26 protein-coding genes and 2 pseudogenes are annotated in these 26,642 nt (G+C 59.5%); 16 read left to right on the top strand and 12 right to left on the bottom strand.

What is annotated here, in order from left to right; translation table 11 throughout:
* Positions 1-203: hypothetical protein (locus tag A7X77_RS30410; RefSeq protein ID WP_156668177.1), on the top strand; the 203-nt coding region annotated here is incomplete at its 5' end.
* Between the two features lie 406 nt (positions 204-609).
* Here the strand turns inward: A7X77_RS30410 and A7X77_RS30405 are convergent.
* On the bottom strand, positions 610-1,485 hold the full coding sequence (locus A7X77_RS30405; protein WP_064686528.1) for a GNAT family N-acetyltransferase: 876 nt from the start codon (positions 1,483-1,485) through the stop codon (positions 610-612).
* Between the two features lie 694 nt (positions 1,486-2,179).
* Here A7X77_RS30405 and A7X77_RS30400 point away from each other — a divergent pair.
* Both A7X77_RS30400 and A7X77_RS30395 read left to right on the top strand, forming a co-directional pair.
* Positions 2,180-3,457 (top strand): NAD(P)/FAD-dependent oxidoreductase, encoded by a 1,278-nt coding sequence (locus A7X77_RS30400; protein WP_064686527.1) that lies wholly within the window; start codon positions 2,180-2,182, stop codon positions 3,455-3,457.
* Between the two features lie 513 nt (positions 3,458-3,970).
* Entirely contained in the window at positions 3,971-4,807 is an 837-nt protein-coding gene (locus A7X77_RS30395) for a GNAT family N-acetyltransferase (protein WP_064686526.1), read from the top strand.
* 289 nt (positions 4,808-5,096) lie between these two features.
* Here the strand turns inward: A7X77_RS30395 and A7X77_RS30390 are convergent, their stop codons facing one another.
* The 6 genes from A7X77_RS30390 to A7X77_RS30365 form a co-directional block, all read right to left on the bottom strand.
* The gene (locus tag A7X77_RS30390; RefSeq protein ID WP_064686525.1) at positions 5,097-5,573 is read right to left on the bottom strand and encodes an Lrp/AsnC family transcriptional regulator; all 477 of its coding nucleotides are present in this window, start codon (positions 5,571-5,573) and stop codon (positions 5,097-5,099) included.
* Between the two features lie 426 nt (positions 5,574-5,999).
* Positions 6,000-7,592, bottom strand: coding sequence for a gamma-glutamyltransferase (gene ggt / locus A7X77_RS30385; RefSeq protein WP_064686524.1), 1,593 nt, complete (start codon positions 7,590-7,592; stop codon positions 6,000-6,002).
* 37 nt (positions 7,593-7,629) lie between these two features.
* Positions 7,630-8,325 (bottom strand): ABC transporter permease, encoded by a 696-nt coding sequence (locus A7X77_RS30380; protein WP_064686523.1) that lies wholly within the window; start codon positions 8,323-8,325, stop codon positions 7,630-7,632.
* Entirely contained in the window at positions 8,322-9,035 is a 714-nt protein-coding gene (locus tag A7X77_RS30375; protein WP_064686522.1) for an ABC transporter permease, read from the bottom strand. Before A7X77_RS30375 ends, A7X77_RS30380 begins: the two co-directional genes overlap by 4 nt.
* Before the next feature lie 75 nt (positions 9,036-9,110).
* Positions 9,111-9,962, bottom strand: coding sequence for a transporter substrate-binding domain-containing protein (locus A7X77_RS30370; protein WP_064686521.1), 852 nt, complete (start codon positions 9,960-9,962; stop codon positions 9,111-9,113).
* A gap of 93 nt (positions 9,963-10,055) precedes the next feature.
* Positions 10,056-10,769 (bottom strand): GntR family transcriptional regulator, encoded by a 714-nt coding sequence (locus tag A7X77_RS30365; RefSeq protein WP_245293808.1) that lies wholly within the window; start codon positions 10,767-10,769, stop codon positions 10,056-10,058.
* Positions 10,770-10,857: 88 nt separating this feature from the next.
* Between A7X77_RS30365 and A7X77_RS30360 the strand changes: the two genes are divergently transcribed.
* Positions 10,858-11,301, top strand: a complete 444-nt coding sequence (locus tag A7X77_RS30360; protein WP_245293807.1) for a hypothetical protein — start codon at positions 10,858-10,860, stop codon at positions 11,299-11,301.
* 108 nt (positions 11,302-11,409) lie between these two features.
* Here the strand turns inward: A7X77_RS30360 and A7X77_RS30355 are convergent, their stop codons facing one another.
* Positions 11,410-11,658, bottom strand: a complete 249-nt coding sequence (locus tag A7X77_RS30355; protein WP_156668176.1) for a hypothetical protein — start codon at positions 11,656-11,658, stop codon at positions 11,410-11,412.
* Positions 11,659-11,984: 326 nt separating this feature from the next.
* On the bottom strand, positions 11,985-12,164 hold the full coding sequence (locus A7X77_RS30350) for a hypothetical protein (RefSeq protein ID WP_064686519.1): 180 nt from the start codon (positions 12,162-12,164) through the stop codon (positions 11,985-11,987).
* Positions 12,165-13,038: 874 nt separating this feature from the next.
* On the opposite strand from A7X77_RS30350, the gene A7X77_RS30345 reads away from it, so the two are divergent.
* A complete protein-coding gene (locus A7X77_RS30345; protein ID WP_064686531.1) occupies positions 13,039-13,581 on the top strand; it encodes a DUF1003 domain-containing protein in 543 nt (180 codons plus the stop codon).
* 123 nt (positions 13,582-13,704) lie between these two features.
* Here the strand turns inward: A7X77_RS30345 and A7X77_RS30340 are convergent, their stop codons facing one another.
* Positions 13,705-14,742, bottom strand: coding sequence for a Gfo/Idh/MocA family protein (locus A7X77_RS30340; protein ID WP_064686518.1), 1,038 nt, complete (start codon positions 14,740-14,742; stop codon positions 13,705-13,707).
* Positions 14,739-15,725: an MDR/zinc-dependent alcohol dehydrogenase-like family protein gene (locus tag A7X77_RS30335; RefSeq protein WP_064686517.1), complete on the bottom strand. Its 987-nt coding sequence runs from the start codon at positions 15,723-15,725 to the stop codon at positions 14,739-14,741. The genes A7X77_RS30340 and A7X77_RS30335 overlap by 4 nt, the downstream gene beginning before the upstream one ends.
* 15 nt (positions 15,726-15,740) lie before the next feature.
* Here A7X77_RS30335 and A7X77_RS33270 point away from each other — a divergent pair, with 15 nt between their 5' ends.
* From A7X77_RS33270 to A7X77_RS34130, 10 genes and pseudogenes are all read left to right on the top strand, one after another.
* Positions 15,741-15,908, top strand: a complete 168-nt coding sequence (locus A7X77_RS33270; RefSeq protein WP_156668175.1) for a hypothetical protein — start codon at positions 15,741-15,743, stop codon at positions 15,906-15,908.
* On the top strand, positions 15,905-17,008 hold the full coding sequence (locus tag A7X77_RS30330; RefSeq protein WP_064686516.1) for an NAD-dependent epimerase/dehydratase family protein: 1,104 nt from the start codon (positions 15,905-15,907) through the stop codon (positions 17,006-17,008). The genes A7X77_RS33270 and A7X77_RS30330 overlap by 4 nt, the downstream gene beginning before the upstream one ends.
* Complete coding sequence (locus tag A7X77_RS30325) at positions 17,005-19,047, top strand: NAD-dependent epimerase/dehydratase family protein (RefSeq protein WP_064686515.1); 2,043 nt, start codon at positions 17,005-17,007, stop codon at positions 19,045-19,047. The genes A7X77_RS30330 and A7X77_RS30325 overlap by 4 nt, the downstream gene beginning before the upstream one ends.
* On the top strand, positions 19,044-20,156 hold the full coding sequence (locus A7X77_RS30320; RefSeq protein ID WP_082928887.1) for a glycosyltransferase family 4 protein: 1,113 nt from the start codon (positions 19,044-19,046) through the stop codon (positions 20,154-20,156). Before A7X77_RS30325 ends, A7X77_RS30320 begins: the two co-directional genes overlap by 4 nt.
* A 2-nt stretch (positions 20,157-20,158) precedes the next feature.
* Complete coding sequence (locus tag A7X77_RS30315) at positions 20,159-21,289, top strand: CgeB family protein (protein WP_064686529.1); 1,131 nt, start codon at positions 20,159-20,161, stop codon at positions 21,287-21,289.
* Positions 21,286-22,377 (top strand): CgeB family protein, encoded by a 1,092-nt coding sequence (locus tag A7X77_RS30310; protein ID WP_064686514.1) that lies wholly within the window; start codon positions 21,286-21,288, stop codon positions 22,375-22,377. The genes A7X77_RS30315 and A7X77_RS30310 overlap by 4 nt, the downstream gene beginning before the upstream one ends.
* Positions 22,374-23,474 (top strand): CgeB family protein, encoded by a 1,101-nt coding sequence (locus A7X77_RS30305; protein WP_064686513.1) that lies wholly within the window; start codon positions 22,374-22,376, stop codon positions 23,472-23,474. The genes A7X77_RS30310 and A7X77_RS30305 overlap by 4 nt, the downstream gene beginning before the upstream one ends.
* A gap of 12 nt (positions 23,475-23,486) precedes the next feature.
* On the top strand, positions 23,487-24,533 hold the full coding sequence (locus A7X77_RS30300) for a UDP-glucuronic acid decarboxylase family protein (protein WP_064686512.1): 1,047 nt from the start codon (positions 23,487-23,489) through the stop codon (positions 24,531-24,533).
* A gap of 18 nt (positions 24,534-24,551) precedes the next feature.
* Entirely contained in the window at positions 24,552-25,286 is a 735-nt protein-coding gene (locus A7X77_RS30295; RefSeq protein WP_082928886.1) for a TIGR04290 family methyltransferase, read from the top strand.
* 24 nt (positions 25,287-25,310) lie between these two features.
* Positions 25,311-25,568: pseudogene (locus A7X77_RS34130) on the top strand (alkylated DNA repair protein); the annotation flags it as partial.
* Between the two features lie 277 nt (positions 25,569-25,845).
* Here A7X77_RS34130 and A7X77_RS30290 read toward each other — a convergent pair.
* Positions 25,846-26,103, bottom strand: a pseudogene (locus A7X77_RS30290) (inorganic phosphate transporter); the annotation flags it as partial.
* A gap of 195 nt (positions 26,104-26,298) precedes the next feature.
* Here A7X77_RS30290 and A7X77_RS30285 point away from each other — a divergent pair.
* On the top strand, positions 26,299-26,642 hold a 344-nt coding region (locus A7X77_RS30285; RefSeq protein ID WP_156668174.1), incomplete at its 3' end, for a helix-turn-helix domain-containing protein.

The raw sequence follows: 26,642 nt of genomic DNA, 5'->3' as shown, positions 1-26,642 counted from the left end.
CCGACAAGATCCAGTTTGCCCCCGGCCTGCCGAAGACCCGCTCGGGCAAGATCATGCGCCGCATCCTGCGCAAGATCGCCGAGGACGATTTCGGCGCGCTCGGCGATACCTCGACACTTGCCGATCCTGCTGTCGTCGACGATCTGATCGCCAACCGGCAGAACAGGGAAACGGCTCGGCCATCACGCACCGCTGGCTCCTAATTATGCCACTCGCCTTCAACATGATGAGGAGAGGCGCACGACATTCATTTTCGGCGTAACTGTCTGTTCGGACCATATTTGGAGCCAGTCAAGCACACTGTGTGGGTGATATTGCCTCGAGGTCGAAACTCGCCAAGTAGGGCAAACCCCTTTTTTCGCCCGCCGAAAAAAACCTCACCCAGGTGCTGGAGGACCACGGTTAAACGTCAGCAGATCCTGCCAGGAAGGAAACTGCGGGACTTCCAAGACCAAATTGCTACCGGCCGTATCATTCATTGCCATATCTTGTTGACCGCCCGCCGGAGAGAGGCAACTGACTGCACGATGGTCTGCGTGTCTCGCGCGGCAGATCAGCGGGATACCATCGTGCTACATGGTCGCAGCTTTGGATTTTCGCTCGTCTGGCCTAACTCAAGGCATGGCCAGCGAGGCCATATACCGCCGGTTCGTTCGCTTGTCGATTCAGGAAGAGACGGCCTTTAGACATGGTCGTAACGGTCTCGGATATAGCCAACCGGCTTTGTTGAAGAAAGTCCGCAAATGGGCCTTTCTCCCGTGTATCGACGCGGGCAAATTGACCTGCCAGCTCTTTAAGATGCACGGCCGCGAGATGCATCGCATCGTGATCATTGCTTGCCACGATAGGGCCGACCACGTGACCGCGCCCGAACTCGCGACACATGGAATAGCCGACAGGTTCGCCGCCGCGCCGGAGCACGCAAATTGCAGCACCTTCTGCAAGAAGGGCAAGCAGTCGCGCTCGGCTCGTCCCGAAGGCAGATGTGTCCAGGGCGGTAATCTCCTCGATCCTATCGATCGACAGCGCACTCAACTCGCCATTCAAAGCTGGCAGCGCGGGAAGCGCGGGAGCGACCTCTCCCTGATACTGGTAAACCGTCGCTTCCTTTGTGAAACCGAGCGACAGATAGAGTTTATAAGCCGCGTCGGTCGAGTTCAGAGCCAGATTGCGGTCGCCGCACTGCTCGAACACTTGTTGCATCAACCAGCGGCCGTTTCCTTCTGCCTGCGTTCGGGGCGATGTGATCACAAGCCCGATAGTGGCAAAATCGTCTCCATGAGGAAACCACATTGCACTTCCGAAGACGCGTCCAATTCCGTCCACGGCGACGATACCCCGGCCGGCCCGGCGCAGGAACTCCCAATCGTTGAGGCGGTGCGGCCAGCCCACGCCGGTCGACAAGGCGTGAAGCAGGCTTACGTCAACGCTTTGGATATCCTGGGCGACTAGTTCGAACGATTTCAGGCGCACCGATTTTTGCATTTCAGCTATCCGCTCCGTTCTCCGGATCGCCCACCGCGCTGGCAGTGTCTCTGATCCCGGCTTAGGTTGCAATCTTGTTGGAATATTTACACACAGAGAGCGGCAGGTTCGGCTTGCTTTTAGGCATTATCCGCAATTTCTTACCTAACAAAGCCGCGATTCCGGCAGGAATAGCACTCAGCTTCGCTTAAAGTGGTGTCATTCAAGCCGCCTCCAAGGGCATCTGTTCGCGCAAGAACGCCAAACATATTCTCGCCAGACGGTCGCAGAATACCCCAGCGGAGCTATACGGATTGCATTGGTAAATTATCGCCGGATGGCGGGCCAAGGTGACGCTCTATCCCGGGCCGGAAGGGGGCTGCTTCAATCTGCGCGACAATCGGGCCTACCAACTCACCTGTCACGTCGTACCTGCCGGCGACGCAGAGTGGAACTCGGATCCTCCATCGAAACGGTGCGCAAAATCTAGTTTGCGTTTATGACTGAGCGATCGTCGCGGTGGGCGCGGCGGAAGGCAGCCAGCCCCTTCAAATTTGCGGCACCTAAGGCGCATGGCACCAAACAGAATATCCTGTGGTTTGTCCCTCATAAGAAAGCCAATAATTGCGGAACGCAGCCGATCGCCCCGCACTATTGAGCGCAAGCAGGCCTATACTTGATGCATTCGATCAGACGAGCATAAGGGCTTGGGGTGATGAGATTTGCTTCGTATTGGCATGAAACTTCAATCCCATTTGCAAGCGGCACCGCTGGCCCGGTCTCGGGAGATTTCGAGGTGGCGGTGATCGGTGCGGGCTTCACGGGCCTGAGCGCTGCGCGCAAACTGGCGCAATCCGGGGTGAAGGTCGCCCTGCTGGAAGCTGAGCACGTCGGGTATGGTGCGTCCGGTCGCAATGGAGGGCACCTCAACAGCGGTCATTTCGCAAGTTTCGGCGCCGCAAAACAGCATCTCGGGGAAGACCGGGCACGCCGCTTGTGGCGAGCCTATGATGACTCGATCGATATGATTGAGCGGATCATCGAGGATGAAAAGATCGCGTGCGACTTTCGCCGGGGCGGCAAAATCAAGCTGGCCTCGAAGCCGTCCCACGTGGCCAAGCTCCAAACGATGTGCGCAGAAATCCGCCGGGAGGTCGACCCGTCAGCCGAATGGCTGACGCGTGAGGACCTTCGCAAGGAGGTGATATCGGATGCCTTCCATGGCGGAATTCTCTCTCCCAAATCCGCGATGATGCACATGGGACGCTACGCCAACGGCCTGGCGCAGGCGGCCCACCGCCATGGTGCCGAGATCTGGGAACGTAACCCCGTCACCGCGCGCGAACGCGTGGGGAATGGCTGGCGGCTCAACACGCCGACAGGCACACTAACCGCGCGCCAGGTCATCCTGGCGACAGACGCCTATACGCCGAGCACCTTCAACTATTTCCGACGAAGACTCATGCCGATCGCTTCCTTCATCATTGTGACACGGCCGCTCACCCCGCAGGAGATTGCCGCGGCGGTTCCGGGCAACCGCAACTTCACGAACTCCCTCAACATCGCCAATTATTTCCGTCTCACACCCGACAACCGCATGCTGTTCGGAGGGCGCGCCAGATTTTCGGCGGTATCGAACCAGAAAACCAACGTCAGCTCCGGTCAGCTTCTGCGCCAGCAGATGGTTGGCATATTCCCGCAGCTTGCACATGTCGAGATCGACTATTGCTGGGGCGGGCTCGTCGGTTGCACGCAGGATCGTTATCCTCGGGCGGGCAGCGCCGAAGGGGTGATTTACAGCATGGGTTATTCCGGCCACGGAGCCCAGTTGTCGACTTTCATGGGTAACGCGCTTGCCGATATGGCGATGGGGCGTAAGGACGCCAACCCGCTTGACGGTTTCGCCTGGCCCGCGATTCCGTTGCATGCCGGGAATCCCTGGTTCCTGCCTATTGTGGGCACCTATTACCGAATGAAGGACTTGATGCCCTGAACCGATTTTCGCACGGCGTGTTAGCGTCCTTTCTGCCGGGCTGGTGCTGGCGCGCCAGGGACGTTCTTTGGCAGCTTTCGATGCCGTGAACTCTGGCGAGGGGGCATCGTCGCGCAATGGCGCCATTACCAGCGCCAGCCGCTGATCCCCGTCCAAAAGGAGAAGATCTACTGGCGCCCCAGCCTCTTCGTCGCGCCTACGTCTACACCGAAAGCTGAGCCTGGCGTGTCGACGCGCGGCACTCGAATTCGGCTTGGCCGGACTGAACACCGGCGCGATCTCACCGCGACGGCCTCCTTTGGCGGTTTTAAACAGTCCGGTCTCGGGCGAGAGTGTGCGCAGGTAGGCACCGAGGAAGAAGCTGGTGGCGGTTTGCGCGTGGGTCATTCAGTGCCAGCATAAGATGCTGCGGACGATGAGGGGAAAGCGAAAGATATCACTGAGAGTGCAGCCTTTAGTCGATTTGCCAACTCACAATCCTTCACATTTACACAAGAAATCCGAGGAAGTGTCGTGCAGACAAGTCAGATCGATATTGCCGCTTTCAGCCCCGAACATCTAAGTGCCGCCGTGAACCTCTCCCGGCAGGCAGGCTGGCCCCATCGCCCCGAGGATTGGGAGATGGCGCTTGCATTAAGTGAGGGCGTCGTCGCCATCGAGGACGGCCGGGTGGTCGGCACCGTCCTCGTTACGCGGTATCGGGAAGACTGTGCTACGATTAATATGGTCATTGTCGACGAAGCCATGCGGGGGCGCGGCCTTGGCCGCAGACTAATGGAGGCCGCAGTAGGCATTGCCGGTGAGCGGTCGTTGCGGCTCGTGGCGACGGCTGAAGGTCTTCCGCTTTATGAAAAGTTTGGTTTTCGTGAGACTGGCCGTATTTTGCAGCACCAGGGCATTGCAGCGAGAGTAGCCGCGCCACCGGCCGCGATGGCGGCAACGCTAACCGATGTCGCTGTCATCGAAGAACTCGATCGAAAGGCTTTCGGCGCCGATCGCAGCGATCTGATCTCATATCTTGCGAAAACCGGTGAATTAGCTGTCGTACGCCATAACGGCAAGGTCACCGGTTTCGCCTTCCTTCGCACATTTGGCCGTGGCGAGGTTATTGGTCCTGTCATCGCCGCGAACCTCGACGACGCCAAGGCACTCATCTCCTATTTTATTGCCGCGCGGCCCGGCAAGTTCCTCAGGGTCGATACCACCGCCGCCGCGGCCGGCCTTTCCCAATGGCTCTCCGAGCAGGGCCTCCCTCACGTGAGCGGTGCCATTGCCATGATGAAGCCGCCAATCGTCATTGGTGATTCCGTTCCCACCATCTTTGCTCTCACCAACCAGGCGCTCGGGTGATCCGGAGGCCCCAGTGGCCACGACATCCGCCTTCGCCAATGGTGTCCTCGGGTGCGCAATGACGTCGACGCGATCAACGAGCGCAGCCGCAGAGGCTCGAAGATACTCTGGCCGATTCCGATGTGCGCGCAGCCTTGAAAGGCTGGGCCCGCGTTTGCATAGCCGACGACGAATAAGGTTGTGCCGCAGCGGCTCATCGAGCTGCCGCGGCACAACTGTGAGGTCAGAGGATCGCTCCAGCTTATTTTGGCAAGGATCTGCCCCGTGACATTGAAAGCGCGTGGCCAACCTACAGAGGAAACAGACTCGTTAACGGCATATGCGCTTTGACGATGGGCGACTTCAGCACCACGAAACTGAAATATTTGTCGATGCCGATCTCCATATCGGAGAGTCGCTCCATGATCGTCTGATACTCGCTGATCCCGGCTGTAACGAATTTCAAGAGATAGTCATAGCCACCGGAGACGAGATGGCATTCAATGACCTGGTCAACCTTTTCGACCGTTGCCAGGAAACGGGCGAAGTCGACCTGCCGGTGGTTCTTCAGGGTAATCTCGGTGAAAACCGTTAGCGTCTGGCCGAGCTTGGCGACATTGATCTGCGCGGAATAGCCTTCGATAAAACCTTCCGACTGCAACTTTTTCACTCGCATCAGGCAAGGGCTCGGGGAAAGGTTGACGAGGTCGGCGAGCTCTACGTTGGTCACGCGCCCATTCTTCTGCAACTCATGTAGAATCTTTATATCGATCCGGTCGAGTTTCATCGCGTCACTCCGCCTGTCGAGCTGCAAAGAGGCGCAGCATGGTGTGCTGCCGTGTCTCAGACCGGCAGACTAACACGTTGGATCAACATGTCGATTGCGTTTCGAGGTTTTGAGAGGAACGAACAACTGCGGCAAATTGCAGGGACGGCATTTTATGCTGCCTCGCCGATCCTGGGACTTATAGCTGAAACAGACTCGTCAAGGGCATACGCGCCTTCACGAGCCTGCACTAGAGTGCCACCCGAATGTTGTTGCTATCGCAACGCAGAATTTGCTTCCTGCGTTAAGTGCAATGTTTCGGGCCATGGCGAGGCCGCGCACTCGCAAGGCGCTAACGAGACAAGCAACAATCACAAGTATTGCGCGCGCCATGCCATTTCCATCTTAGTCCCTGAATAAATTCCGTTCTTACGGGGACAAAAGTCCTCAAATCCCCACGGCTACACCGTCCTTTCTGGATTCCGATGCCCCGGTCAGAGTCCCGTTTTCCCAATCGATGCGGATCGCTTGCGCCCCGCCAATCGGATCCTCCGCACGCGAAAAGGTAAAGCCACGTCGTTCGAGTTCGGCCTTGATCGCGCCGTCAATCGTATGCTCGGCCTCCACTCTTGTTCCATCGGAGGTCGGCATCACCCGGGGCAGATCGATCGCCTCTTGCAGGTCCATGCCATAATCGAGGACCTTGGAGATAAAATGGGCATGGCCAAGTGCCTGATAGTAGCCGCCCATCACGCCGAAGGGCATCTCTACTCGGCCGTTGCGCGTGACCATGCCCGGAATGATCGTGTGAAGTGGCCGCTTCGATGGTCCGATTCGGTTCGGATGGCCTGGCTTGAGCGAGAAGCTTTGACCCCGATTGTGCAGTATGACGCCGGAGCGCGGCGCGACCAACCCGGTCCCGAAACTGTCGAAAATCGAGTTGATGAAGCTGACGGCGTTGCGGTCGCGGTCGATGACCGAGATATAGACGGTGTCGGGATGAAGCGGCATTTCGAACGGCGGTAGGTCGGTCAGTGCCTTTTCCAGCTTGATCATTGCCGCAAGCCTGTCGGCCAGCGCCTCCGACAGCAACTCATCCACCGGGACATCTACCTTGTCCGGATCAGCGACCCAGGCGTCACGGGCAGCATAGGCAAGGCGCGTCGCCTCGATCTCGACATGCAGCCGGTCCGGCGATTGTGGATCGCCCTTGGCCTCGAAGCGGCTCAGTATATTGAGGATCAGCAACGCGATGATGCCCTGGCCGTTCGGCGGGCATTCGTGAATTGTATAGCCGCGAAAATCGGTGGTAACCGGAATAACATATTCACCCCGCGTGCTGGCAAAGTCTTCCATTGTGTGAAGCCCGCCGAGAGAGCGTAAATAGGCGACGATGTCCTCGGCAACGGGACCACGGTAGAAGCCGTCACTGCCTTCGGCGGCAAGACGTTTGAAGGTTTCGGCCAGCTCCGGCTGCCGATGCAACTCGCCGATCTTTGGCGCCCGCCCGCCCGGAAGGAAGATCCTCGCTGCCGTCATATCGGCGGCGAGCAGTTCCTCCTCCAAGGACCAATCGCGATGCACGCGCGGCGTGATCGCGTAACCTTCTTCGGCAAAGCGGATGGCAGGCCCAAGCACGTCAGCAAAAGGGAGCTGGCCGTGATCGGCGTGCAGGCGTGTCCATGCATCGATCGCGCCTGGAACCGTTACTGCGGCCGGCGACTGGCGTGGGATCTCTGCCAAGCCGCGCTCCTCGAACCAGTCGGCAGTCAAAGCGGCCGGTGTGCGGCCAGAGCCGTTGTAGGCGACGACCTTGTCCGATCCGCCCGGCGCATAGAGCGCGAAACAGTCGCCGCCGATGCCTGTCGAACCCGGCTCGACGACGCATTGCACGGCGCAGGCGGCAATGGCGGCGTCCATAGCATTGCCGCCGGCCTCCATGATCTGCAGCGCCGTGAGCGTTGCGGAAGGGTGCGAGGTTGCCGCCATCGCATGGCGCGATACCGCGACGGAACGCGTCGGCTTCTCGAAATTGCGCATCGTGTGCATTCTCCTCGTTATTTCCGCTAGGCCTGCTTCAGGTACGGGGCGGCAGGTAGGGCGTAAGCCAGGTTTCAAGCGCATTCAGCCCCGAGATGATGGTGAAGTTGAGCGTCAGATAGATGGCGCCGGCGGCTATGAAGACCTCGACAGCACGATAGGTCTGCGAAATCAGTCCCTGTGCGATACCGGTGACCTCGATCAGGGTGATGATCGATGCAAGGGACGTGCCCTTGACCATCAGGATGATCTCGTTGCTGTAGCTCGGAATCGCCTGGCGTAAGGCGAGGGGCAGGACAACGAGGCGCAGCGTGAGCAAGCGTGGAATGCCCAACGCCGAGGCCGCCTCGACCAGGCCGCGCGGCACGCCCAGCATCGCTCCGCGCAGGATCTCGCTTCCATAGGCTGCCGTATTGAGGCTGAGTGCCATGATGGCGCACCAATAAGGCTCACGGAACAGCCACCAGAGCCCGATCGCCTGGAGTGTTGGCCGGAACTGGCCGAGGCCATAGTAGATGAGGAAGATCTGGACGAGCAGTGGAGTGCCACGGAAGACCGCGACGAAGGTCCGTATCGGCCAAGTCAGGAGCCGGTGATCTCCCTGCTGGGCGAGTGCAAGCAGCAGCGCAATGATGAATCCGATGCTGATCGAAAAGGCAGCAAGCTGCAGAGTCATCGGCAGCCCGGCGAGGAGTGCGGGGATGATCTCGAGAAAGAAGGCGAGGTCGATCATGCGTGGACCATGCCTCGCCAGGCACGGGCCTCGCCGTAGCGGAAAATCGAAGCCGTCACGGCGGCGATGACGAAGTAGAGCACGGCGGCCGCAATATAGAAGATGAAGGGCTCCCGAGTGGAGCCGGCGCCGATCTGCGCCTGGCGCATCAGTTCGACGAGGCCGATTACGGAGATCAATGCCGAGTCCTTGAGCACCAGCTGCCAGACATTGCCGAGCCCCGGCAGCGCGTGACGCATGAGTTGCGGCACGATGACGAGACGCAAGGACTGGTATCGGGACAGGCCGAGCGCCGTGCAGGCGTCGAACTGGCCGCGATCCACCGCCTGGTAGGCGCCACGATAAACCTCTCCCTGATAGGCGCCGGAAATGATGCCCATCGCCAGCACTCCGGTCGCAAATGTCGGCAATCCGAGGAAGCCGGTGCTGCCCACGAGATTGCCGATCTGGGTCAGGGCGATGCTGCCTCCATAGTAGAGCAGGTAGATCGTCAGCAGATCGGGAATGCCGCGGAACACCGTGCCATAGGCCTTGGCGAGCCCGGCAGGAACAGGACGCGAGGATAGCCTGCCGCCTGCGGCGAGCGCGCCGAAGACGGCGCCGAGAAGGAAGCCGAGGACTGACAAGGATAGCGTAATACCGGATGCCACGAGCAGGGCGACGTCCCAGCTGCCCTGCCCGAAGCCAAAATTGTGAAAGATATCGGTCATGTGATTTTGGAGCCTTTCAGCGCGTTGCCCAACGGCACGGCCGAAGCCAGTCCGATTGGGCAGGTCCGCCCGCACCTACTTGACCGGGGTCACATCCGTCTTCACCCACTTTTCAGAGATGCGCTTGATCGTGCCATCTGCGATCGCCTCGTCTATTGCTGCATTCAGCATGTCCTTGAGCTTGGTGTCTTCTTTGCGCAGGCCTGCGCCGGTTCCGAGACCGAAGAGGCCGCCCACAAAGCCAGGCCCCGCGAGCGTGTAATCGGCAAATTCAGGTTTCGCGAGCGTTATGGCGAGGGCTGTCTGTTGCGCGAACAACGCATCGATGCGGCCCGCCGCGAGATCGAGGTCATGCTGCTCGGTCGTCTTGTATTCCCGGATTTCCACCGTATCTCCGAAGTATTTCTTGACGAACTCAAGCATTGTCGTTGCTGCCTGGACGCCGACCACCTTGCCCTTCAACATGGGCTTCAGCTTTTCGATCGCGGCCATGGATGCAGCTTCGTCGTCCATATTGAACTTTTCGCCGGAAAGACCGAGCTTGCCAAGTTCACTATTCTTGGCGACGGCGAAGCTGCCCGGATCGACCGCATATGGCTGCGTGAAGTCGATCGTCTCGAGGCGTTTCGGTGTTATGAACATGCCGGCCATGATCACGTCAAACTTCCCGACTTTCAGTGACGGAATAAGGCCTTCCCAGTCCTGCGCGATGATCGTGCATTTAATCTTCATCCGGGCGCAAAGATCGTTGGCGAGGTCGATCTCCAGGCCGTCGAGCTTGCCGTCGGCATTGGTGAAATTCCAGGGCGCATAAGCGCCTTCGGTGGCGATGGTTATCGCCTTTGGAGCTTCCTGGGCGAGGGTGGTGTGGCCGAAGCCGAGCATTCCGAATAGGGCCGCGACGGCGGCCAGGCGATGAATTTTCATGTGGGTTCCCCTTTCGTTGGCTGATCTAGCTGTTCCCGTCGCCCGTTTCCGGTCTGTTGCCGGCTTGGGGCATTTCTCTCCGGCCGGCGCTGATCACCGGCTCGGTGTCGCGAACTCGGCGAGCAACGGTGCTGTACCGAGAATGTGATACTGCATTACCTGCTCCGCCTTGTGCGCATCGCCGGATCGCAGCGCCGCGATCACTGCAGCATGCTCTTCACGGGCGGAGAGCGGCTTTTCGACATAGTCGAACCAGATGCGCATGTAGGGTTCGATCACCGCGTGCAGCGTCGCGATCTGGTGAGTGAGCTTGGGCCTTTGGCTCAGCGCGCAAATGCGGCCGTGAAATTCCTGATGCCGGACCACCCAGTCACTGCTGCCACTCTTGCCGGCGCGCTCCATGCGCTCGAGCAGGCGATCGAGTTCTTCGAGCTCGTCTTCGTCGATGCGCGGCATTGCCAGTCTGACCGCGAGGCCCTCCAGCACGGACCGCATTTCAAAAATTTCGTAGAGTTCATCAACTGTAAGACCGGCGACGATGCAGCCGCGATTGGGCCGCAGAACCACCAACCCGTCGGAAGCGAGGCGCCGGAACGCCTCCCGCACCGGCATGCGGCTCATGCCGATCTCACTTGCGATGTCCTCAGGAATCAGTCGTTCGCCTGGCTTGTAGCGACCAAGCCGAAGCGCTCGCTGGATGTGCAGATAAGCCTCTTCCTCGGCGGTAGAGGCATGCTTTCCAAATGAGGCAATGGATGAAGACATCAAACGTCCGCTCTGGCTTTTTGTATCCACTGATCCAATCATAAGTCCTTCCCGTTGGTCAAGTTGCCAGATCAGGATGGGGCCTTGTGCTCGCGCAGCAGCGGGTGTCGATCCGTCCTCACGATGTCCGATGCACAATTGCGGTGCTCATCACGAAGGCGGGAGAAACGGCCTCGAAAGGAAATCTTTCGAGTTCCCGAGACCCGCTGCTAAGACGAAAGGTAGTGGCGTCCTTTGCGCGCTGTCCGCATCGACGTCGGCGGCGTCAGAGCTCGCCATCTTCCACACCGCTTCGTTCGGCGGCAGCCGGTCGGTCAGCCTCAGTCTGGCAGAGGGCGGTCCCGTCCGCGATCCGGCCTTTGATTTCGACGTCGTCATCACGCTGTCGGAATTCGACAGCGACGGGACGGTGCTCTATCGGGACGGAGGAAGACACCAGGCGAATGTGCGCTGCGATGCGCCCGCAACGGTGCGGATCAAATCCGCCGACTATGCGATCGACATTTCGGCACGGCCGAGAACTGACTGGAAGCACGATCTCTGGGCGGCGCTCTGCACCGCTCCCGTCTCCTGAGCGGCAGCTCGGTATGACTTGATCGATCGATGCGTCATCCTTTCGGCATGTGACGTCACCTAATGCTTGGATCCGGCACTAGCTTACCATCGGCCGGGCCGTTTGTTGCTAATGATGATGGCGCTCTGCTTCCAACATCGTGAAGGGAAACCGCTCACTATCGACGCTGCGTGCCAGGAGTAGCTCGCCTTCGAATTCATGTGGTTCGGCTGGAGCCGCGAGGCTCTCCAAAACATGGTGGTTTCCGTCGGCCGGCACGAGGTCGTGCCGCTCGACCGCGCCGCGCGCGAGCCGGACATTGACCGCGTCCGTCGAGGTCCTGACGCCACGGTAAGTCATGAGGATTGAGAGCGCCATCGTCGTGCCGCTCCCGTGACGAACCTGGTCCATAACCAATCTTTTGATTCGGAAGACAAGGATGCACCATCAAAGCCTGGGATCAGCCGAGCGCCGAGAGGCTCGCGGCTACCACAGCAGGTATGCAGTTGAAGCTGAACGTCGTCTTCTTCGAGCGGCCAACAACTTCCAACAGGACATGTTGGTGAAGTTCGCCGCTGATGCTTGAGGGAAGTTTCTTGCAGTTCAAAACCCTGAAAAGGTGAAGGGGTTAGTAGCCCCACACCTTTCCGTGCGCACGAAATGACTGCGACGGACGCTCGGCCAGTGATGAGCCGGGCGTAATACTACCGCCACCGAGGCTCTCGCTGGGCGTTATGAAGAAGTTCGGATGCTGTAGCAAAGGGGCCGAATAGCTGCAGCAAGCGGGCCTCCTCGATATCAGTGAGATGGTGGCGCTTGGCGAGATCCTTTACCGACCACACGGGTTTGGTTTCGACATTCTCGAGAAATTCAATACGCTGCATGCTTACTCAGTCCTCCTACTACCAAGCGGATGAGATAGGCATTACTAAATTAGAAATATATTAAATAAGACATGTCGGACGCATTGGTACGCTACCGAACACGTCCCCGCGATCTAGTGGACTTTCCTCACGTCGGGGCAACAGACTAAATTATGCAACCAATTTAAACCGATCGAAGATCGCCCGACGCCCGAGCTTGAGGCGGTGCTCGTACCGCTCTTCCAGCAGAGCGCCATGCGGGTGGCGATGGTCTGCGCCGGTTTACCGGCGCCACTCTTCCAACAGCGATCTACGCTTCGGATCGAGATTTCACCGACTACGAGGTCTCCTCAGGACAATTGATCAATCGAATCACTCGGTTGTCGACGAACTGATAGCTTTTTTCCCCGTGCCGCAGCCATAGCATCTGCCGCGGACCAACTCTAAAAGTCCTCTATCGAATAGGGAGCATCCTTCGAACCGAAATGAGGCCGAACGCCAAGCAGCGAGGCTGTGCGACCAATAATCTCTTTGACCATCGGCGCGGCAGTAGAGGCGGCCGAACGGCGGGATCCAGGCGGAGATTGATCACGCAGCAACAAACTGTTTGCGGGAATATCGTCGGCTGATAAGCGAACTCCGCCAAGTCGTCAGCTCAGTTCGATTTGTTGACTGGCCGGTTCCGTCGCGGCTTTGATGACATCAGATGCCAGCTTGAACTGCTCATCGCGCGGAACCTCGGATTGCCTCCAAAGTTCGACGTCTGTTCAAGCCAAGCTAGGCAGCACGTTATTCTGATATCTATTCCAGGGCTAACTTGCGCTTGATCTATGATGCTCACCGCTTCAAGCATCGGGGCGGCTGAGATGTTGCTGACTGATGCATGGTGGTATTCATGCGAAATCAACCCAGTTCTAGCCCAACTACACAGGCCGCCGAGGGGCTTACACCAGCTCTGGCGAAAAATATCGACGCTATCATGCAACGTCGCCGCGAGAACAAGCGAGCAGCATCTCGGCACGAGCGAATTGCGGCGTTGATCAGCCATTTCGCGGGATCCATGACATTCGTTTATATTCACCTCATCTTTTACGGCGTCTGGATCGTCGCGAACCTCGCATGGATACCAGCGATTGTGCCATGGGATCCATCATTGGTTATTCTGGCAATGGAGGCGTCAGTGGAAGCGATTTTCCTTTCGACGTTTGTCTTGATCAACCAGAATCGCATGGCGGCGGAAGACGATGTTCGCGCTGATCTAGACTTGCAGGTGAGCTTATTAAATGAGCATGAAACCACACGTCTGATCTCAATGGTGGAGGCAATCGCAAGAAAGCTCGAGGTTGCGACCGAGGCGGACGCCGAAGTTCACGAGTTGAAAAGGGACGTCGCACCCGATGCAGTGCTTGATCGAATCGAGGCGGCGGAAAAGGAGTAGTGCCTGCCTTCGGCTACCTCCCGCGGTGGAAACGATAATTTGTTGGAGGGAACCTTCGTTATCACCTCCGGGGGAAATGACTGGGTCGGACGCCGGCGCCATCGCGAAAGGCACGTCAGGTTGCTATCGCAGCTGATTTCCACTTGCGTCATAGATTCTGTCGATCGCTACCGCGACCGCAATAAATCGTTCGCAGTCGACATCAAAGCCCTGGCCTTGGGCGAGCTTTCTTGCCCAGTCCACGGCAGCCCGTCCGCCCCATTCATCCGGCGGCAGAGCCAGGGTCTCACGGGACGTGCCGGACAACCTGGTGGCAGTAAAGTCGTAAAAAGAGCCGTCAACATTTCTGAACGACGCGCCTCCTTCGGTTCCATAGAAATCGGCACCGATCACGGCGTCGCAGCCGGCCTGCAGCCGCCAGGAACACGCCAATCGGATAATTTCACCACCGGAAAGCGTGAGCGTCGCCGTCGCGAAATCCTCGACCTGACTGCCACTTGCAAGTCTCTCGCCACCCGCCCTTAGCTCGCTGGTGACGGCGGCAACGGGCGGAAAGCCGAGAGACCATAGAGCCAGATCGATAAGATGGACTCCGAGATCGATGAGGCAGCCACCGCCGGACAGGTTCTTGTCGTAGAACCAGGGTTTATCGGGGCCATAGGCATTGTGGAATGTCAGATCCGCCGCGAATACCTTGCCAAGAGCATCGGAGTGGATGAGATCTCGGATCTGCTGCATGCCGCGCGTGTGACGATAAGAAAGGTCGACGCCAAGCAGTCTGTCAGCCGCTCTTGCAGCGTCGACGACGGCCTTCACCTCGGATTCCGACCGGCCAAGCGGCTTTTGGCAGAAGACTGCGAGGCCGGCCTGGAGCGCGCGCATCGACTGCTCGGCGTGGCTTGCGCTTGGCGTCGCGATCACGATGCCGTCTAGCTCGTCGCCGAGCAGATCGTCCAGATCGATGGCGATCCTGGCCTCAGGAGCAAACGCCTTGGCCTCCGCCACCATCTCCGGCGAAGGATCGGCGACGGCGGCGGCTTGCGCCATGCCGCTGTCGAGGATTGCCTTCATCCGGTGTCGGCCGATCCATCCCACGCCGAGAAAGCCCAGCCTCAACGGTTTGACGGCATTGGCCGCCGGCATCGAGATCAAATCGTTCATGAATATTGTACCAGCGCTTTGAGAAAGCCGTCGGGGCGATCGCGCGTCGCATCGAGCGCTTCGTCCAGTCTTTCCAGAGGATAGCGGTGCGTGTAAAGGGGCTCGGGATCAATGCGACCCTGTCGCACCGCTTCGATGGCATCGCGAATGCCCTGCATATATATTGCAGGATCGCGCTCATGCGCGTTGATGACATCAAGGCCACGCCAGTTCCAAAGCTGCATGTTGATTTGCCGCGGGCCGTCTTGGTGATAGCCTGCGACAATAAGCCTGCCTCTTTCCTTCACGAGCTCGCCTGCCAGGTCCAGCGGCCACTGCTTGCCCACCGCTTCGATGACGCAGTCGCAGAATTTGCCGTCGGTCAGTTCCTTGAGGCTTTCGATGATGCGCCAGTGATCGTCCATGGCAATGGTCTCTACCGCTCCCATCTGTTTCGCCACATCCAGCGAGTAGGGTCGTCGCGAGATGGCGATAACCCGTGCTCCCTGAGTGGCAGCAAGCTGTGTCAGGAGCGCGCCGAGAAAGCCGATGCCGATGATGGCAATCGTCTCACCGCTTTGGATATTGCTGCGGCGAAAAATGTTCATTGCGCATCCGAGCGGCTCACCGGGAAACGGTTTGCCGCCCAGTTCCTTGGGGAGCACCGCGACCATCGAGGCATCGGCGATGTCGTGCGTGGCGTAGGCGTGATAGGAAAGGACGGCGACCCGTTGTCCCGGCTGCAGGTCCGTGACCTCGCTGCCTACAGCGTCGACGATGCCCCACCCTTCATGCCCAAGCCCGCCTGGCTCGGTGGGAAACGTCATCCATTCCGGTCCGGCCCATGGGGTTAGGTTGGAGGCGCAGACACCGCAGCCCTCCAGTCTTACTCTGACCTGGCCGGGACCCGGTTTCGGCGTCGGCCGCGTTTCAACGGACAGACGTCCGGGGCCGGTCACGACTGCGGCCCGCATGAGCTGAGCCGTGGGTTTCGCAAAGTCCATGGGATGTCCTCCAATGTGGCTCCCCTCGAACTGCGCGCTTCCCAAAGAGTTCCGGTAGAAGTCAAAGAAGTCATTGATGATGAAGTCATAAAAGATGTCATTGATGAAGGAACTTTTCCACCGACGCTCGGTTCGGCCGCTATCTCCGAAGCAAATTCTTCAATGGAATGGGTCCAAAAATGACGATTTTGATTACTGGCGGATGCGGCTTCATCGGCCGTCATGTTGCTGAAGAACTTCTGGAAAATGGCTATGACGTACGCATCCTCGACGCCTTGATCGATCAGGTGCATGCGGATGCGGAAGCCAGCGTCCCCGAAGGCGCGGAGGTCGTCCGCGGTGACGTGAGAGACAAGGATGCAGTGCGGGCGGCGCTCGTCGGGGTGGATGGGGTTATTCATCTCGCCGCCGAGGTTGGCGTCGGCCAGTCGATGTATGAGATTGCCCGCTATGTCGGCTGCAACGACTTAGGAACGGCTATTTTGCTTCAAGCCATGATCGACCTGCCCATTCGGAAAATCGTCGTCGCCTCTTCCATGAGCGTCTATGGAGAAGGACTCTATCTCACACCCGATGGCAGGCGGCTCGGCTATATCAGACGTCGAATGCACCAAATTAAAAGCGGCCGCTGGGATCCGCTTGGCCCTGATGGCGAGCCGTTGACGCCGGTTGCTACCGATGAGGAAAAGCCCGTTGATCTCGCTTCCATCTATGCGCTGACGAAATATGCCCAGGAGAAGCAAGTCCTGATTTTCGGCGAGGCATACGAGCGGGATGCCGTCGCCCTGCGGCTCTTCAACGTCTTCGGCGCAGGCCAGGCTCTTTCCAATCCCTATACTGGCGTGCTTGCGAATTTCGCCTCGCGCCTCTCTAACGGGCAGCCGCCGATGATTTTCGAGGATGGAAAGCAGCGGCGGGATTTCGTCCATGTGCGCGATGTCGCGACGGCCTTCCGCCTGGCTTTGGAAAAACCGGCAGCTTCCGGTCATGTCATCAACGTCGGCAGCGGCCAGGCTTATTCGATCGCCGATGTTGCGACGCTTCTTGCCGACGCCATGGGAGCACCGGAGATCGGTCCCGACGTCATGAACAAGGCACGTTCGGGAGACATCCGCAATTGTTTTGCCGATATTTCGAAAGCCCGCGAGTTGCTCGGTTTCGAGCCCAGATACCGTCTCGAAAATTCGCTCGGTCCGTTCGCCGAGTGGGTGCGGCAGACGGGTGCTGTCGATCGCGGCGCAGAGATGAAGCGGCAGCTCGAAGAACGAGGACTGGTTTCATGAGCAAAGCCGGTTCCCGATCATTGAAAGAGCAGGAAATACGCCGCTTCGGTTTCGTCGAATGGTTCCGCCCGGGGGAGCACGAGCGCACGGAGGCCGTGCTGCCGGACATTCTCGCAAGCGGCGCCAGCTACCTGCGCACGCATCTGTCCTGGGCCGAATATCTCGCGCCCGGTGGTGAGGAATGGTTTGACTGGCTGATTCCGCGTGTCGGCGGTGAGATCGATCTTCTACCCTGCATTCACTATACCCCGCCCTCTCTCTCCCGGACGGGCAAGTCATCGGGGCCGCCGGTCGATCTGAAATCCTACGCCGATTTTGTCGATCACATCCTCACGCGCTACGGCCGCTATTTCCGTCATGTCGAGCTATGGAACGAACCGAACAACCTGCTCGACTGGGATTGGCGGCAGGACAGCGATTTCCTGCTGTTTTGTGAAATGATTGGCGGCGCCGCCTATTGGGCCAAGCGGAGGGGCTTCAAGCCCGTACTTGGCGGCCCTTGCCCCTTCGATCCCTACTGGATCAATCTGATGGGCGAGCGTGGTGTGCTCGCCGTTATCGATGCCGTCGGCTTTCATGGCTTTCCGGGCACATGGGACAGCGAGCAGGCGACGTGGGGCGGCTGGGATATGCATCTTGGCGAGATGCGCGAGATCATCGAGCGCTACAATGGCGACGCGGAAATTTGGATCACCGAAGCAGGCTATTCCACCTGGCGTAACGACGAGATCGAGCAGGCGCGGCGCTTCATCAAGGCGCTGAAGGTGCCGGCCGACCGAATGTATTGGTATTCGTGGCGAGATGTGCCGCCGGATGTGCCGGTTCAGGAAGGCTTGTGGTTCGATCCTCGGCACTATCATCTCGGCGCGGTCAGCCATGACAACAAGCCGAAGCTGCTTGGCCGTCTTCTCATGGAGGGGGGGCTCGGGCGCCTGGAAGAGGTCGCGGCGCTCGCCGCCCCGCATATCGCCGCCGGTGCCGCACCCGTCGTCGTCACCGGAGGCAGCGGGTTCGTCGGCTCCAATTTGGCCGACAGCCTGCTGAGCGACGGCGAAGACGTCGTCATTCTGGACAATCTGGGCCGATCAGGTGTCGACCAGAACCTCTCATGGCTGATCGAACGGCATGGGGCGCGGGTGCATCCCGTCCTTGCAGATGTTCGCGACCTGATGGGAATAGAAGCGGCCTTCAAGGATGCCAAGGCCGTCTTCCACTATGCCGCCCAGACGGCGGTGACCACCAGCCTCATCGACCCGCTCGATGATTTCGAAACGAATGCCCGTGGCACCCTCAATGTGCTGGAATCGGTTCGCAGGGCCGGAAGGCGGGCGCCGGTCATCTTCGCGAGCACCAACAAGGTCTATGGCGCTCTGGACGATCTCACGATGATCGACCTCGATGACCGCTATCTTCCCGAAGACGAACTCATCCGCATGCAGGGCATCGCCGAGGATCAGCCTCTCGATTTCTGCACGCCCTACGGCTGCTCGAAAGGCGTCGCCGACCAATATATTCTCGACTATGCCAAGTCGTTCGGAATACCGGCTGCGGTCTTGCGCATGAGCTGCATCTACGGGCCTCGCCAGTTCGGTACGGAGGACCAGGGCTGGGTGGCGCATTTCCTGATCCGGGCTCTCGCCGGAGAAGCCATTTCCATTTACGGCGACGGCAAGCAGGTGCGTGATATCCTCCACGTGGACGATGCCGTCGCCGCCTATCGATCCCTGCTCGCGGATATTGATCGCGCGGCCGGCAAAGCCTTTAATCTGGGCGGGGGGGCCCGCAACGCCGTCAGCGTGCTGTCGGTGCTGCGCGCGATCGAGGAACTGACGGGACGCGCGGTCGAAACCAACTTCGGCCCGTGGCGCGCCGGCGACCAGTTCTACTTCGTCGCCAATACGCAAAAACTCGAACGCGAAACCGGCTGGAGGGCCCGCATCGGATGGCGCGAGGGCCTGCGGCATCTCGCCGAGTGGCTGATCGCCAATCGTTTCGGCGGCCGCGAGATCCGCAGGGAAAAGCGGAAGGTATCGGCATGATTCAACAAAAACGATGCAAGGGACGTCGCCGCGTGGTGATGACCGTCGATGCCGTGGGCGGTGTCTGGCGCTACGCCATGGATCTTGCTGCGGCGCTGAAGCCGCACAACGTCGACGTGATCTTCGCGGGGCTCGGGCCTGCCCCCCGCGAGGAAAAGGCGGCCGAGGCAGAGCGGATCGGCAAACTCGTCTGGCTTGATGCGCCGCTCGACTGGATGGTTGAGGACGAAAAGGCAGTTGCAGACGTCCCGCGCCAGATCGCCGATCTCGCTCGGAGCGAAGAGGCCGATCTCCTGCATCTCAATCTGCCCTCACAGGCGGCGAACATCGAAACGGACCTGCCCGTTATCGTGGCTTGCCATTCCTGTGTGGTCACGTGGTTTGCCGCTGTTCGCGGCAGCCAGGTGCCGCAAGGCTGGCAATGGCAATATCGGCTGAACGAAGCTGGCTTCGCGCGCGCGGAAGCGGTGATTTCGCCGAGCCGCAGTCATGCCGAAGCGATGCAAGCGGCCTACGGGCGGATTGCGAACCTCCGGGTCGTTCTCAATGCGAGCGCTCTCGAGACGTCCGATGAACAGAAGCGAAACTTCGTTCTTGCCGCCGGACGATGGTGGGATGAGGGGAAAAACGCCGCCGTGCTCGATGGCGCGGCACGCATGGCGCGCTGGCCGGTGGTAACGGCCGGCGCGAATAACGGCCCAAACGGGCAGCTCATGCAGTTTCGCTGCGCCATCCATCGCGGTGAGCTTGCCCATCCGCAGATGGCAGACGCCATCCGGAAGGCTGCCATCGTGGCTTCACCTTCGATTTATGAGCCCTTCGGCCTTGCAGCGCTCGAAGGAGCGAGAGCGGGCGCTGCGCTGGTTTTGTCGGATATCCCGACCTATCGCGAGCTATGGGAGGACGCTGCCCTGTTTGCCGACCCGCGTCATCCCGAGGCCTTCGCCGACGCGTTCAACGCGCTCGCAGATGATCCGCAGCGGCGCGCTGTCCTCGGGCTCAAGGCGCGCGAGCGATCTGGGCGCTTCAGTCTCGATGCTCAGGCGGAGGCTGTGTGCCGGATCTACTCCGACATGTTTAGCCGCCTCTTTTCAACAGCAGCGGAATGATCATGAAGTTCATCTTTTACACACATTCGCTCATTTCGGATTGGAACCATGGCAATGCGCATTTCCTTCGCGGCGTCATGCGGGATCTCCAGCGGCGCGGTCACGAAACGCTGGCACTGGAGCCGGCAGGCGCATGGAGCCGCACCAACCTCGTCAAGGATCAGGGACCCGGCGCGATCGAACGATTTCACGAGGCCTTTCCGCAGCACCGCTCTGAGATCTACGACCAGGCGTTCGACCACGAAGCAGCCCTTGCCGACGCCGACGTCGTCATCGTGCATGAGTGGACGGAACCAGAGCTGGTCGAGCGCATCGGCCGCATCCGGCGCAATGGCGATCCCTTCACTCTGCTTTTCCACGATACGCATCATCGCGCGGTCTCAGCCGAAGGCGACATCGCGTCGCTGATGCTGAAAGACTACGATGGGGTACTGGCCTTCGGCCAAACATTACGTGAGCGCTATCTTCGCGCAGGCTGGGGAAAGTCCGTATTCACCTGGCATGAGGCAGCGGACGATGCGCTGTTCCGGCCGTTCCCGAATATTGAAAAAACAGGCGACCTCATCTGGATCGGCAACTGGGGTGATGAAGAACGATCGGCCGAGATCAGCGAGTTTCTGATCCGTCCTGCCAGAAATCTCGGCCTGAAGACCACGGTGCGTGGCGTTCGTTATCCCGATGATGCGCTGGATGAACTTCGCAATGCCGGAATAGCCTATGGCGGCTGGATCGCCAATGCGGATGCTCCTTCTGCCTTCGCTCGAAACAAGGTCACCGTGCATATTCCGCGGCGGCCCTATGTCGAGCATCTGCCGGGTATCCCGACCATCCGGGTTTTCGAGGCTCTCGCCTGCGGTATTCCCCTGATCTCAGCGCCCTGGGATGATGCCGAACACCTCTTCACGCCTGGCTGCGACTACCTGCTCGCCGACAATGGAGAGGAGATGGAGAAAAGCCTGCGTGACGTCCTCTTTAATGCCGATCTGGCGGCGAGCCTGACTGCAGCCGGCCTCGAAACAATAAAGGCGCGTCACACTTGCCGACACCGCGTTGATGAACTTCTGACAATCCTGGCGAGTTGCGGCACGAGCAAGGTCGCCGCGAGCCTGCACCCACGGGAGGCCGCGGAATGAAAATCGCGTTTTACGGTTCGAGTCTCGTCTCAGCCTATTGGAATGGCGCGGCCACCTATTATCGCGGCCTGCTGCGGGCGCTGGCAGAGAAAGGTTACGATATCGCCTTCTACGAGCCCGATGTCTATGACCGGCAGAAAAACCGCGACATAGACCCGCCCGACTGGTGCAGGGTCGTCGTCTACGAAGGAACGGTCGACGCATTGAAGGCCGTGACGGCGGAAGCGGCCAAGGCCGATATCGTCGTCAAGGCGAGCGGCGTTGGTTTCGAAGACCATCTTCTACTGGAGGAAGTGCTTCGAAACGCGCGGAAGGGAGCCCTGAAAATCTTCTGGGACGTCGATGCGCCGGCAACCCTTGCCGAGCTCAAGGCAGATCCGGATCATCCCTTGCGCCGGGCGCTCCCCGAGATCGATCTTGTGCTGACTTATGGCGGCGGCGACCCTGTCGTTAGCGCATATCGCACTGTCGGGGCGGCAGAATGCATACCTGTGTACAACGCGCTCGATCCGCAAACGCATCATCCAGTTCCGGAAGATGGCCGTTTTGCAGCCGATCTCGGCTTCCTCGGCAATCGCCTGCCGGATCGCGAGGCGCGGGTCGAGCGCTTTTTCCTGGAGCCCGCCTCTCGTCTACCGAACCGGAGATTTCTGCTGGGCGGTTCCGGCTGGCATGACAAGCCGATGTCACCCAATGTCAACTATATGGGCCACGTATCGACGCGCGATCACAACGCCTTCAACGTCACTCCTATGGCAGTGCTCAACATATCCCGCGCCAGCATGGCTGAGAACGGCTTCTCACCTGCAACGCGCGTGTTCGAGGCAGCCGGCGCCGGCGCTTGCCTCATCACAGACCACTGGGAAGGCATCGACTTCTTCCTCAAGCCCAACGAGGAAGTTCTTGTCGCGAGAGACGGAGAGGAGGTAGCAGCCTTGATGGCCGGACTGTCGCGCCACGCAGCGCGGGAAATTGGACAACGGGCGCGTCGGCGCGTGCTGAACGATCACACTTATGCCAGCCGCGCCAAAACGGTGGACGCTGTCTTTCGCGCCCGCCTCGGCGCGCGGATGGAGGCGGCCGAATGACAAGACCGCTCGACATCGTCTTCCTCGGCCTTGCGCTTTCGTCATCCTGGGGAAACGGCCATGCTACGACCTATCGCGCCCTCATCAAGGGCCTGCGCCCGGACGGTCACCGGGTTCTGTTCCTGGAGCGGGACGTGCCCTGGTATGCCGATCACAGGGATCTCGCTACGCCGGATTTTTGCGAGCTCGCCTATTATTCCGATCTTGATGCGATGATCGCCCTCTACGGGGAGCGGCTGCGCAACGCCGATGCCGTTATCGTAGGCTCCTATGTCCCGCAGGGGGTGGCGCTGATCGACAAGCTCGAGGCGCTGGGACCGAACCGTCTCTGCTTCTACGACATCGACACGCCCGTGACCCTGGCGAAGCTTGATCGTGGTGACGAGGAATACGTCGCGAAACGACAGATACCGACATTTGACGCCTACTTCTCCTTCTCGGGAGGAGAGGTGCTGACACGGCTGGAGCAGAACTTTGGCGCCCAAAAAGCCGTCGCACTCTACTGCTCCGTCGATCAGGAACGCTACGCCAATACCGGCGAACCCCCGATCTGGGACCTCGGCTATCTCGGCACCTACAGCCCGGATCGCCAGCCGACGCTAGAACGTCTCCTCCTGGAGCCGGCGCGTCGCCTGCCGGGAATGCGCTTCGTCGTTGCTGGACCGCAATATCCCGCCGAGATCGACTGGCCATCCAATGTGGAGCGGATCGAGCACTTGGCGCCCGCCGATCATGCGAGTTTCTACAGCCGCCAGCGTTTCACCCTCAATGTTACCCGTAGCGATATGATATCAGCCGGCTGGTCGCCGAGCGTACGCCTGTTTGAGGCCGCCGCCTGTGGGACGCCTGTTATCAGCGACAACTGGCGGGGGCTCGATGAGTTGCTGCCGGATGGCGAAGCTCTCATCGTTGCGCGTGGAGCAGACGATGTCATGTTGGCGCTGATGGAGCTTTCCGAACGCGAGCGTATGGCAATTGCTGCAGCCGCCAAAGGGCGGGTTCTTGATGGACATACAGGTGCTGTCCGCGCCGGCGAACTCGTTCGGATCCTTTCTAATCTTCCTATAAGTCCAGCTTACGAGCGTATCTCAGCCTGAAGGAGAGTATCGATGCTTCAAGTCAATCGTCCCAGAATAGGCAAGACTGTTTTGGTAGCAGGGGGAGCCGGCTTTGTCGGTTCGCACCTCTGTGATGCGCTCCTCGGCAGAGGCGATACCGTCATTTGCGTCGACAGCTATATCACCGGATCGCGAGACAACGTGCGACCCTTGATGAACCATCCGGGCTTCCGGCTTATCGAACGGGATGTCTGCGACTTCCTCGAAATCGACGAGCCGCTGGACCAGATCTTCAATCTTGCCTGTGCCGCATCCCCACCGCAATATCAGGCCGACCCCGTCCATACCATGATGACCTGCGTCGCCGGCACCGGAAACCTGCTTGCGCTCGCCGAACGGCATGGCGCATGCTTCCTCCAGGCCTCGACGAGCGAGGTCTATGGCGATCCGGCCGAGCATCCCCAGCGCGAGGACTACCGCGGCAATGTCAGCTGCACTGGGCCGCGCGCCTGCTACGACGAGGGTAAGCGCGCCGCGGAGGCTCTTTGCTTCGATATGTTGCGCGGCGCTCGCGTCGATGCCCGGGTTGCCCGCATCTTCAACACCTATGGGCCGCGCATGCAGGCCAACGACGGACGGATCGTCTCGAATCTTGTCGTTCAGGCACTCTTAGGAAAACCCCTCACAATTTATGGAAGCGGGACGCAGACGCGATCCTTCTGCTACGTGAGCGATCTGGTCGGCGGTTTGATGGCGCTGATGGATGTTCGGCCCAATCCTGGTGTGCCCGTCAATCTAGGCAATCCGGGGGAATTCACCATCAATGAACTTGCCCAGATTATCCGTTCAATGGTTCCGGCTCGAACCGCGCTGGTCTACAGGCCTCTGCCGAAGGACGATCCGCAGCGTCGCCGGCCAGACATTTCGCGTGCAACCCAGCTTCTCGACTGGCAGCCGACGGTGCCGCTTGCCGAAGGGCTGGCACAGACAATCGACTGGTTCGCCGCCAACCTCGCGGAGCGTCCGCGCAAGCGCACGGCTGTGCCCCGTCGCCCTAGCAACACCGCTGCTCCTCAAGCTGCACCCGCCGGCAACTGAGCGAACTAAGTGGAGGCGATGATGAATCTGGCTTTGAAACGCCGCGTTGCCGAACTGGGTCCCTGGTTTCAGAATATCAGGCTCGGCGAGGTGGAAACCGCCCCCGACCATTTTCTCGGCGACTACCCAGCCTTCAAATGGGAAGGCTTCAAGCACGTGGTGCCGGAAGATCTCGATGGGCGCAGCGTTCTCGACGTCGGCTGCAATGCCGGCTTCTATGCGCTTGAGATGAAGCGCCGCAATGCCGGGCGGGTGCTCGGCATCGATTCCGACGCGCGCTATCTCGAGCAGGCCCGGTTGGCCGCCGGCCACTTCGGCCTCGACGTCGAATTCAGGCAGATGTCGGTATATGAACTGCCGAAGCTGGCGGAGACATTCGATCTGGTGCTCTTCATGGGCGTGCTTTACCATTTGCGCCATCCTTTGCTGGCGCTCGATCTCCTCTACGAATATGTGGTCGGTGATCTCATGCTGTTCCAATGCCTCCAGCGCGGCGACGAGCGAATTGCCGCGCTGGAGGAGAATTACGATTTTTCTGAATGGAGCATCTTCGATCAGCCGGATTATCCCAAATTGTTCTTCGTCGAACAGTGCTACGCCGCCGATCCCACGAACTGGTTTATTCCGAATAAGGGCGCTATCGAGGCGATGCTGCGCAGCGCAGGGTTTGCGATAGAGGCCAATCCCGAACGCGAAGTTTATCTGTGTCGCCGAAGCCGGCGGCCTTATATGGTTGAGCCACCGCCCGTTTGAGCGGCAATACATTGCGGGTCCAGAATGCCGAAAGGAGCCCGGCTGTTCTCGATCGCAATCGCTGCGATCCTCTTCGTCCTTTTGTTGACCTGGCTGCATTCGCCCTTTTTCTGCCGGCGATGTCACGCTAACGCCCGGAGACGCCGGCCGCGGCAGATTGGTGTTCGCTGCAGCCGGGTGCGCCTCGTGTCATGCTTCCCCGGTGAGGAGGACCGTCTTAGGCTGGGAGGCGATCTTGCGCTGGCCTCGCCCTATGGAACCTTCAGAGTCCCCGATATTGCCCGACCGGCAGATGGCTGCCGACCAGCTTCTTCCTCACCGACCCGCGCACCGCTCCCGCCGTCCTTCAACGCCCTCTCTGTCGATTTCCGGTGAGCTTTGTTGCCAGTCCAGAGATCAAGACAGGTCTAGAGGAGTTCGCTGGCTGAACGATCCAACAATCAGTCGCACCACTCGTTGCACTGCCTCGTGAGAAGTCTTCCCGCAGTGCCGGGTTTGAACAGCAAAATGCCCCGCCGCCAGGACGGGGCATTTCGTACTAGACTGATGCGACCTTATCAGGGATGCCGCACCAGGGGAGCGGACAGGTAAAAGAATGACATCGTTCGGAAATTGTTGCGCCGAAGAGCGTCAAAGCGCCGCCCGTCTCGGCACAGAAACCCTGCATCGGGTTCAGCTTGGTAATCTTCGAGCCCATTGTGTGAACGATGCGCCAGCCGCCGAATAGGGTGCCGAGCGCCATTGCTGCCTGGCACGAAAGTACGACCCAAAGCGGAACATGAAAGCTACCGCCGAGATAACCCTGCGCAAGCAAAAGGTTCAGCAACATTTCTCTAAATAGACGAAACTCATCAACTTGTCGGAGCCCGGTCTTCGTCGTGTCTGGGTATTCTTCAATCCATGAGTTCCATAACCTGCATTACGCCAGATTCGCCTGTAGCCGGGGTGGGTTCAAGGATGAAGTGCGACTTGCGAATGATACCAATGGGTTGTCACTCGCAAGGAAGCTTCAATGAAACGCACCTACTCGCACATCGACATGGATGAACGGCGCAAGATCGCCCGCTGGCGCATGGCGGGCCTCACTGTTGGCATCATCGCCGAGAAGCTTGGGCGTCATCGCTCGACGATTTTCCGAGAGATTCGACGTAACATGTTCATCGATGAAGTCGTCCCGGATCTGAACGGCTATTACTGTGTTACGGCGCATGGCATGGCGTGCGAACGGCGCGCTAAATTGCGGAAGCTATCGCGCTTTTCTAATGTCAGGCAGTCCGTCATAGACCGGATCATGCATGGCTGGTCGCCGCAGCAGATCGCCGGCCGAATGCGGCTAGAGCGACATCCTGTCTCGGT

The organism is Rhizobium bangladeshense, assembly GCF_001662075.1.
Lineage (GTDB): Bacteria > Pseudomonadota > Alphaproteobacteria > Rhizobiales > Rhizobiaceae > Rhizobium > Rhizobium bangladeshense_B.
The sequence above is the reverse complement of the archived record's forward strand: the minus strand, read 5'-3'. Positions and strand labels throughout refer to the sequence as shown.

What these genes read in the sequence shown, in the direction of transcription:
- A7X77_RS30390 (WP_064686525.1), bottom strand. Translation starts at nt 5,573, where the DNA reads ATGAAACTCGACCGGATCGATATAAAGATTCTACATGAGTTGCAGAAG.
- A7X77_RS30305 (WP_064686513.1), top strand. Translation starts at nt 22,374, where the DNA reads ATGACAAGACCGCTCGACATCGTCTTCCTCGGCCTTGCGCTTTCGTCA.
- A7X77_RS30375 (WP_064686522.1), bottom strand. Translation starts at nt 9,035, where the DNA reads ATGACCGATATCTTTCACAATTTTGGCTTCGGGCAGGGCAGCTGGGAC.
- A7X77_RS30370 (WP_064686521.1), bottom strand. Translation starts at nt 9,962, where the DNA reads ATGAAAATTCATCGCCTGGCCGCCGTCGCGGCCCTATTCGGAATGCTC.
- A7X77_RS30350 (WP_064686519.1), bottom strand. Translation starts at nt 12,164, where the DNA reads ATGCAGCGTATTGAATTTCTCGAGAATGTCGAAACCAAACCCGTGTGG.
- A7X77_RS30315 (WP_064686529.1), top strand. Translation starts at nt 20,159, where the DNA reads ATGAAGTTCATCTTTTACACACATTCGCTCATTTCGGATTGGAACCAT.
- A7X77_RS30380 (WP_064686523.1), bottom strand. Translation starts at nt 8,325, where the DNA reads ATGATCGACCTCGCCTTCTTTCTCGAGATCATCCCCGCACTCCTCGCC.
- A7X77_RS30320 (WP_082928887.1), top strand. Translation starts at nt 19,044, where the DNA reads ATGATTCAACAAAAACGATGCAAGGGACGTCGCCGCGTGGTGATGACC.
- A7X77_RS30365 (WP_245293808.1), bottom strand. Translation starts at nt 10,769, where the DNA reads ATGATTGGATCAGTGGATACAAAAAGCCAGAGCGGACGTTTGATGTCT.
- A7X77_RS30300 (WP_064686512.1), top strand. Translation starts at nt 23,487, where the DNA reads ATGCTTCAAGTCAATCGTCCCAGAATAGGCAAGACTGTTTTGGTAGCA.
- A7X77_RS30295 (WP_082928886.1), top strand. Translation starts at nt 24,552, where the DNA reads ATGATGAATCTGGCTTTGAAACGCCGCGTTGCCGAACTGGGTCCCTGG.
- A7X77_RS30355 (WP_156668176.1), bottom strand. Translation starts at nt 11,658, where the DNA reads ATGGCGCTCTCAATCCTCATGACTTACCGTGGCGTCAGGACCTCGACG.
- A7X77_RS30345 (WP_064686531.1), top strand. Translation starts at nt 13,039, where the DNA reads ATGCGAAATCAACCCAGTTCTAGCCCAACTACACAGGCCGCCGAGGGG.
- A7X77_RS30325 (WP_064686515.1), top strand. Translation starts at nt 17,005, where the DNA reads ATGAGCAAAGCCGGTTCCCGATCATTGAAAGAGCAGGAAATACGCCGC.
- A7X77_RS30340 (WP_064686518.1), bottom strand. Translation starts at nt 14,742, where the DNA reads ATGAACGATTTGATCTCGATGCCGGCGGCCAATGCCGTCAAACCGTTG.
- A7X77_RS30330 (WP_064686516.1), top strand. Translation starts at nt 15,905, where the DNA reads ATGACGATTTTGATTACTGGCGGATGCGGCTTCATCGGCCGTCATGTT.
- A7X77_RS30360 (WP_245293807.1), top strand. Translation starts at nt 10,858, where the DNA reads ATGCACAATTGCGGTGCTCATCACGAAGGCGGGAGAAACGGCCTCGAA.
- A7X77_RS30400 (WP_064686527.1), top strand. Translation starts at nt 2,180, where the DNA reads ATGAGATTTGCTTCGTATTGGCATGAAACTTCAATCCCATTTGCAAGC.
- A7X77_RS30405 (WP_064686528.1), bottom strand. Translation starts at nt 1,485, where the DNA reads ATGCAAAAATCGGTGCGCCTGAAATCGTTCGAACTAGTCGCCCAGGAT.
- A7X77_RS30335 (WP_064686517.1), bottom strand. Translation starts at nt 15,725, where the DNA reads ATGGACTTTGCGAAACCCACGGCTCAGCTCATGCGGGCCGCAGTCGTG.
- ggt (WP_064686524.1), bottom strand. Translation starts at nt 7,592, where the DNA reads ATGCGCAATTTCGAGAAGCCGACGCGTTCCGTCGCGGTATCGCGCCAT.
- A7X77_RS30310 (WP_064686514.1), top strand. Translation starts at nt 21,286, where the DNA reads ATGAAAATCGCGTTTTACGGTTCGAGTCTCGTCTCAGCCTATTGGAAT.